The organism is Pseudomonas sp. Irchel s3b5, from assembly GCF_900187435.1.
Taxonomy (GTDB): domain Bacteria; phylum Pseudomonadota; class Gammaproteobacteria; order Pseudomonadales; family Pseudomonadaceae; genus Aquipseudomonas.
Map to the genome: position 1 here is coordinate 102,713 of NZ_FYDY01000018.1, position 7,514 is coordinate 110,226.

Sequence of the window (7,514 nt, forward strand, 5' to 3'; positions counted from 1 at the left end):
GAGAGGGTCGCTTCGCAACCCAACGGGGGCAAGCCCCCTCGCCACAGGTTGGTGCACTCCTAATAAGCCGCGCCAATCACCCGACCAGCGCCAATTGCTTCCCGCCCTCGCCTCTGACACAATCGCGAACAATTCTCGTTAGTTAACACTTCCCAGTCGGTGATGCTGCGTGTCGTCAGTCCCTAGCCCTCAAAGTGAGCTCGTCGGTGCGTTGTATCGCGACCATCGCAGTTGGCTACTGGCGTGGCTTCGGCGCAACGTCGCTTGCCCACAACGGGCCGAAGACCTGAGCCAGGACACTTTCGTGCGCTTGTTGGGTCGTGAGGAGTTGAAGCTGCCTCGCGAGCCGCGGGCCTTCCTGGTGTCGATTGCCAAGGGCTTGCTGTTCGATTACTTCCGTCGCGCCGCACTGGAACAGGCCTACCTCACCGAACTGATGCTGATCCCCGAAGCCGAACAGCCGTCGGTGGAAGAACAGCAGATGATCCTCGAAGACCTGAAAAACATCGACCGCCTGCTCGGCAAGCTCTCCAGCAAGGCGCGGGCGGCGTTTCTCTACAACCGTCTCGATGGCCTGGGCCATGCGGAAATTGCCGAGCGTTTGGGCGTGTCGGTGCCGCGGGTTCGTCAGTACCTGGCCCAAGGCATTCGCCAGTGCTACATCGCGCTGTACGGTGAGCCGACATGAGCCCGGTCAGTTCCAAACCGGTGTCGGCGCAGGTACTGGACGCCGCGATTGCCTGGCAGTTGTCCCTGGACTCCGGCAACCCGGCGGAGCGCGAAGCGTTCACCCAATGGCACGCCGCCCACGAAGAACACGCCCGCGCCTGGCGCCAGTTGGGCATGCTCGACCAGCGCTTCAGCGTTGCCAGCGGCCCGGCCCGTACCGCCCTGCTGCAATCGCGCGAAGGCATTCGTCGGCGCGTGCGCAAACTCGGTAACGGATTGGCCAGTGTCGTCGCAGTGATCGGCCTGGCGTTGTTCGCTGGCGAACGGTATCTGCCGGTCGATTATTGGCTGGCCGACCAGCGCACCGCGACCGGCGAACAGCGCACCCTTCGCCTGGCCGACGGCACCGTGATCAACCTCAATACCCACAGCGCCGTGGACGTACGTTTCGATGAGAAGCAGCGCCTGATCATCCTTCAGGAAGGCGAAATCCTTATCGAAACCGGTCATGGCGACCCCCGGCCCTTCATCGTCGAAACCCGCGAAGGCAGCATGCGCGCACTGGGTACGCGGTTCCTGGTCAAGCGTGAGGAAGAAGGCACGCGTCTGAGTGTGTTGCAGTCGGCGGTGGCGGCTCATCCGCAATCCAGTCCTGAAGAACAGATCCTGCGCGAGGGCCAGCAAGTGCTGATCCGCAGCAATGGCCTGGGGCCGATCCTGGCCGTCAACCTCGGTGCCGATGCCTGGACCCGCGGCATGCTGGTGGTGGACAACGCACGCCTGGAAGACCTGATTCATGAAATCGGCCGCTACCGACGAGGGTATCTGGGGGTTGCACCGGAAGTCGCTGACCTGCGGATTACCGGCAGTTTCCCGCTGCGCGATACCGACCTGGCGCTCAATGCGCTGCTGCCGACCTTGCCGGTGAAAATCGAACAGCACACGCAATGGTGGGTGACGGTGGTGAAGGCCGACTCCAAACACTGAATCATCCCGTTAACCCCGTGGCGAGGGAGCTTGCTCCCGCTGGGGTGCGAAGCGCCCCCATGCACTTTCCAGTTAGTCCGTACTCACTGATGTGACGACTGCTGCGCAGTCGAGCGGGAGCAAGCTCCCTCGCCACAAAAGGGCCGATAGATACAAACGCACTTCCTGAATCTAAATTATTTTCATCCAGCCCTATCACTTTTTGATTTTCGTTCGGCACTTAGGCAATTGAGAAGTATTCCCTTTCAGGAGCCGCTGTATGTCCCGCTCGCTAGACACCTTGTTGCGCCCCAGTTTGCTGGCGCTTGCCATTGCCTTTTGCACCCCTTTGGCCAGCAGCCAACTGATCGCCGCTGAACAGGCATCCAGCGTTCGTGCCTACAACTTGCCCGCCGCGCCACTGGCCAGCACCCTGAATCAGATTGCAAGCCAGGCCGGTCTGGCGCTGTCGTTGAATCCGTCGCTGGCGGCGGGCAAGACCTCGGCCCCGGTCAACGGCCAGTTCGACGCGGCGGGCGCCCTGCGCGAAGCCCTGCGTGGCACCGGTCTGCAACTGGAACAAAGCAGCGCCGGCACCTACAGCCTGGCGGCGGTACCCGAGGGCGTGATGGCGCTGCCGGCGACCAGCGTGATCGGCGTGGAAGACGCTGAAAGCGCTTGGGGCCCGGTGCAAGGCTATCTGGCCAAGCGCACCGCTGCCGGGACCAAGACCGATACCGCACTGGCCGAAGCGCCGCGTTCAATCTCGGTCGCCACCCGCGAACAGATGCAAGACCGTGCCGTACAGAATCTGGATGACGCCGTGCGTTACATGCCCGGCGTCATTGCCAGCAGCTACGGCAGCGATAGCCGCGCCGAATGGCTGAAGGTGCGTGGCTTTGAGCCTACCCAGTTCCTCGATGGTTTGCCGCTGCCAAAGGGCACCTACACCATGCCGAAAATGGAAACCTGGGACCTTGAGCGCGTCGCCCTGCTGCGTGGCCCTGCGTCCTCGCTGTACGGCCAGACGCCGCCTGGTGGCTTGATCGACATGGTCAGCCGTCGCCCTGATGCCTTGGCCAGCAATGAAGTGCAATTGCAGGTCGGCAGCTACGAACGCAAGCAGGTCAGCTTTGACAGCACCGGCCCGGTCGATGACGAAGGGCGTTTTTTGTACCGTGTCAGCGGTGTGGTTCGCGATAGCAACACCTCCATCGAACACATCGACGACAAGCGCTACAACATCGCGCCCAGCCTGACCTGGAACATCGATCCCGATACCACGCTGACATTCCTCAGCCAGTACAACCGTGACGATACGGGCTCCACCAGCCAGTTCCTTCCGTTGCAAGGCACCAAACTGTCCTCGCCTGCCGGTGAAGTGAAGTACCACAAGAACCTCGGCGATCCGGAATGGGAGTTCTACGACAAGACCTATTACGCGTTGGGCTATGCCTTTGAGCATCGGATGAACGACGTCTGGCAGTTCCGTCAGAACCTGCGCTACACCAAGAGCGATCTGTCCTTCCAGAGCATCACCTCGGGCGGCTACTACGGCTCGGTCAGCGATGACGGCACCGTGGCCCGTGGTGCCAACGTCGTCGACGAAGACCTCAGCCAATTCGCGGTGGATAACAATTTCCAGGCTGATTTCGACACCGGTGTCATCAAGCACACCGTGCTGCTGGGGCTGGACCACCAACGCGTCAACACCAACTACAAATGGCTGTACGGCAATGCGCCACCCAGCAACATCACCCACCCGATCTACGGTCAGGACTTCACCAACGTCAAATACACCGCTTACAACGATTACAACCAGAAGACCCATGACACCGGCCTGTACGCTCAAGACCAGATGGCCCTCGATAACTGGCGCCTGACCCTGGGCGGTCGTCAGGACTGGCTGCATACGGATTCGACGTTCTACAACATGAACGACGCCAAGGACACCCGCAACGACAGCAACTTCAGCGGCAACGCGGCCATCAGCTATGTGTTCGATTCTGGCTTCACCCCTTACATCTCGTACGCCGAATCCTTCCAGGCGGAAGCCGGTGGCGCTAATGGCGAGGCGTTCAGCCCTGGAACCGGCAAGCAATACGAAGTGGGTATCAAGTACCAGCCGCCAGGCACCGACATGCTGTTCACGGCAGCGGCCTATGACCTGACCCGCAAGGACATCGTACTCAGTGACACCCTGGGCGTGTCTCGTCCATTGGGTGAGGCCAAGGTGCGTGGCTTCGAGCTGGAAGCGACCGGTAACGTCAACGAGAACCTGAAGCTGACCGCTTCGTACACCTACGCCAACAGCAAGATGACCAAAGTCACCGATCCGCTGGACAAAAACCGTCCGCTGCCACTGACCCCGGAAAACCAGGCCGCTGCCTGGGCTGACTACACCTGGCACACAGGTGTTCTGGATGGCTTCGGTATCGGCTTTGGTGTGCGATATGTCGGCGAAACCGACAACATCGCGATCGGCAGCATGGCCTACGTGCGCGATCCATCAGATGGCCATAGCGATTCCTATACCGTCTATGATGCGGCCGTCCATTACGACCTCGGTCGCCTGGACAATGTGCTCAAGGGCGTCAGTGTCAGCGTCAATGCCAACAACGTATTCGACAAGGAATACATTTCGACCTGTGACGGCTTCTACTGCTATTACGGCGACCGTCGCAACGTCATGGCCAGCATCGGCTACAAGTGGTAACCGCTTGACCTGACGCACCCAATGACCAGGCCGTCCTTCGTGGACGGCTTTGGTTTTTCTGAAGGCTATGAAATGAAAAGTAAAACAATTCGCCGCTGGTCCGCTGTCCACACCTGGACCAGCCTGATCTGTACCGTGTTTCTGCTGATGCTGGCATTGACCGGCCTGCCGTTGATCTTCCACCACGAGATCGACCATTTGCTGGGCGATGCCGCCGAGTTGAAAGTCATGCCGGCAGACACCCCGCAGTTGAACCTGCAGCAATTGGTGCAGGCTGCGGAAAAACATCGTCCTGGCGAAGTCGTGCAGTACTTCGGTTATGAAAAGGACGAACCCAACGCCGCCATCGCAATCATGGCACCCACCGCGGGTACCGAACCGAATTCGTCCCACACCTTCATGCTCGACGCCCGTACCGGCGAAGCGCTGGAGATGCCCTCGGCCAACGGCGGCTTCATGATGGTGATGCTGCGTCTGCACGTGGACATGTTCGCCGGATTGCCGGGCAAGTTGCTGCTGGCGTTCATGGGGATTCTGTTCGTCGTCGCGATTGTCTCCGGCACCGTGCTGTACCTGCCGTTCATGCGCCGCTTGAAATTCGCCACCGTGCGGCAGGACAAATCCACCCGCCTGCGCTGGCTCGATCTGCACAACCTGATCGGTGTCGTGACGCTGACGTGGGCGCTGGTGGTCGGCGTGACCGGTGTCGTCAGTGCCTGCGCGGACTTGCTGATTGCCGCATGGCGCAACGACACACTGACCGCGATGATCGCGCCCTATCGCGATGCACCGCCGCTCACAGAACTGGCGCCCGCCACCCGTTTGCTCGACATCGCCAGGGAAGTCGCGCCGGGTATGCAGCCGGACTTCATCGCCTTCCCCGGCACGCGTTTTTCCAGCGAGCACCATTACGCGGTGTTCATGAAGGGCAGCACGCACCTGACCTCGCACCTGCTGACGCCGGTACTGATCGATGCCAGCACCCTGCAAGTCACCGCCGTGGTCGAGCGCCCGTGGTACATGGACGTCATGGGCATGTCGCAGCCGTTGCACTTCGGTGACTACGGCGGCATGCCGATGCAGATACTCTGGGCGACCCTCGATGTGCTGACCATCATCGTGCTCGGCAGCGGGGTTTACCTGTGGGTGGTGCGCCGCAGGGCCACGAAACCGGTGCTGGAAAAAGCGGAGAGCGTGGCATGAAGCGCCGGCAGTCAAATTTCTGGAAGGTCTTCGCCACCCCCACTGTCATCGCCCTGTTCAGCGCGGCGGGGTTGTTTGCCGCATTGTTGGGCGATGGTGTGTGGGATGCGCTGAGCTGGGTGGGGCTTGGCATCCCGGCCATCCTGGGCCTGCGCGGCCTCCTGCAACGCCGCTGATTTTTTGTAGGAACGCGCTATGCTGCCCGACAATGCCCACCGATCGAGACGCTGCCATGTCCGCCCCGAGCATGACCCTGTACCACAACCCCCTTTCCCCCTTCGTCCGCAAAGTCATGGTGATGCTGCACGAGACCGGTCAACAGGACCGCGTGGCGTTGCAGAACTGCGTGCTCACGCCGGTCGATCCGGACCTGACGCTGATCAATGACAACCCGCTGAGCAAAATCCCCGCGCTGCGTCTGGCCGATGGCAACATCATTCACGACAGCCGGGTGATCCTCGATTACCTCGACCATCAGCACGTCGGCAACCCGCTGATCCCCCGCGAAGGTTCGGCCCGCTGGCGCCGTCTTAACCTGGCCTCCCTGGCCGACGGGATCATGGATGCCGCCGTGCTGGTGCGCTACGAAGTCGTCCTGCGCGCCCCGGAAAAACACTGGGACGCGTACCTCGACGGCCAGCGCGACAAAATCCGCCGCGCCCTGGCGTTGCTGGAAAAAGACGCGATTGCCGAGCTGACCAGCCACTTCGACGTGGCCGCCATCAGCGTGGCGTGTGCCCTGGGTTACGTAGACCTGCGCCATCCGGATCTGGACTGGCGCACGGCGAATCCGCAGCTGGCGGCCTGGTATTTCGAGGTCAGTCAGCGGCCATCGATGATCGCGACGATGCCGAAAGTTTGAAGCGACCCTAGCAGTTCTGATAGTAGGCAAGCGCTGAAAAAACTCCGATGCTCAAGGTCCTGCCATCCGGACCTTGAACGGAGTTCAGCCATCCACAAGCACTATCAAAGAAAACCAACTCATCGAATCAGTCCCGCGTTTGCTTCATCCCCAAGCAATCAATCGACCGATCAACCATGGCCTTGGCGATTTCCAGCAAATGCCAGATAGAAAATACCATGGCCCTGTCTGCGCCTTTGAGGTGGTCGCCGCACTGATAGGCCGTGACCGAGGCGCAGCGCAGGAGGTCGGCGACGTAGAGTTGGGTGTCTTCGAAGCTCACGTCATTGCTGACGTTGTAGAACCGGAGTTCATCCGGTGCCGAGGGTTGTTCGCCGGTCAGGTAGAAATCGATTGCCCGGTAGAGTGCGGAGCGGTCTCTGCACAGTTCGTCGTTTTCGGTTGAATGGGAAGGTGGATCGGGGACTGGCCGTTTCATCGGTGTTTCTCCTATTGCTGCGTAGGAGCGGACACTTCTCGCCTACTAAACGATAGGTGGCAGCTGTGCGCAGGTTAGTAGGCCGGTCAATAGGAAACCCGGTGCACCCGAAGATGCCCCACGCACAGCCGCCATATTCAGTACCGGCAAAGTTGCCGGGCATGAGCATGAAACGCTTTGCGCCTATTGATGCGGGCTACTAAACCCGATCACTGATGAGCAGTGACGGACGAAGACTAGGCACGCAAATCTGTCGGCGCAAGCGTGCGAAATAATCTAGGAAGCGTCCTGCAAAAGGAAGGGATTGGCTCTGTAGGAGGCGAGTTTTTTCTGTGGGAAAACTTACTTTCGACGAGCGAAGTTACCTGTGCGGCCCCTCCACTTCAGCCGTGAACAGAGGGCCGCCGGGGGGTGTCAGAAATTTTGTGTTCGGGCATAACATGAGTAAGAGGTGCATGTATGCCAACCAAAAAGAAACCCGCGTTGCGAGAACTACCGAAAATCCCGAAAGAGCTGCTCGAGCAATTCACCGATGGACCGATGACCGCTGAAGCCATTGAGGACGCCTCTGCGGCGTTCAAGAAGGCTTTGATCGAGCGAGCCCTCAGTGCTGAGCTTGG

The 7,514-nt window shown here is 60.3% G+C and carries 7 protein-coding genes and 1 pseudogene; 7 read left to right on the top strand and 1 reads right to left on the bottom strand.

Going from position 1 to position 7,514, the window contains the following annotated elements:
• The first annotated feature begins 169 nt into the window (after positions 1-169).
• The 6 genes from CKW15_RS18705 to CKW15_RS18730 all read left to right on the top strand — a co-directional run bounded on the left by CKW15_RS18705 (position 170) and on the right by CKW15_RS18730 (position 6,416).
• Entirely contained in the window at positions 170-688 is a 519-nt protein-coding gene (locus CKW15_RS18705; protein WP_095057500.1) for an RNA polymerase sigma factor, read from the top strand.
• Complete coding sequence (locus tag CKW15_RS18710) at positions 685-1,656, top strand: FecR domain-containing protein (RefSeq protein ID WP_095057499.1); 972 nt, start codon at positions 685-687, stop codon at positions 1,654-1,656. The genes CKW15_RS18705 and CKW15_RS18710 overlap by 4 nt, the downstream gene beginning before the upstream one ends.
• Before the next feature lie 259 nt (positions 1,657-1,915).
• On the top strand, positions 1,916-4,351 hold the full coding sequence (locus CKW15_RS18715) for a TonB-dependent siderophore receptor (RefSeq protein WP_095057498.1): 2,436 nt from the start codon (positions 1,916-1,918) through the stop codon (positions 4,349-4,351).
• A 72-nt stretch (positions 4,352-4,423) separates the two neighbouring features.
• A complete protein-coding gene (locus CKW15_RS18720; protein WP_095057505.1) occupies positions 4,424-5,554 on the top strand; it encodes a PepSY domain-containing protein in 1,131 nt (376 codons plus the stop codon).
• Positions 5,551-5,730: a hypothetical protein gene (locus CKW15_RS18725; RefSeq protein ID WP_095057497.1), complete on the top strand. Its 180-nt coding sequence runs from the start codon at positions 5,551-5,553 to the stop codon at positions 5,728-5,730. The genes CKW15_RS18720 and CKW15_RS18725 overlap by 4 nt, the downstream gene beginning before the upstream one ends.
• Before the next feature lie 56 nt (positions 5,731-5,786).
• Positions 5,787-6,416: a glutathione S-transferase gene (locus CKW15_RS18730; RefSeq protein ID WP_095057496.1), complete on the top strand. Its 630-nt coding sequence runs from the start codon at positions 5,787-5,789 to the stop codon at positions 6,414-6,416.
• A gap of 127 nt (positions 6,417-6,543) precedes the next feature.
• Here CKW15_RS18730 and CKW15_RS18735 read toward each other — a convergent pair whose 3' ends face one another.
• Positions 6,544-6,894 (bottom strand): DUF6124 family protein, encoded by a 351-nt coding sequence (locus CKW15_RS18735; protein ID WP_095057495.1) that lies wholly within the window; start codon positions 6,892-6,894, stop codon positions 6,544-6,546.
• A gap of 459 nt (positions 6,895-7,353) precedes the next feature.
• Between CKW15_RS18735 and CKW15_RS18740 the strand changes: the two are divergent.
• Positions 7,354-7,514, top strand: a pseudogene (locus CKW15_RS18740) (IS256 family transposase); the annotation flags it as partial.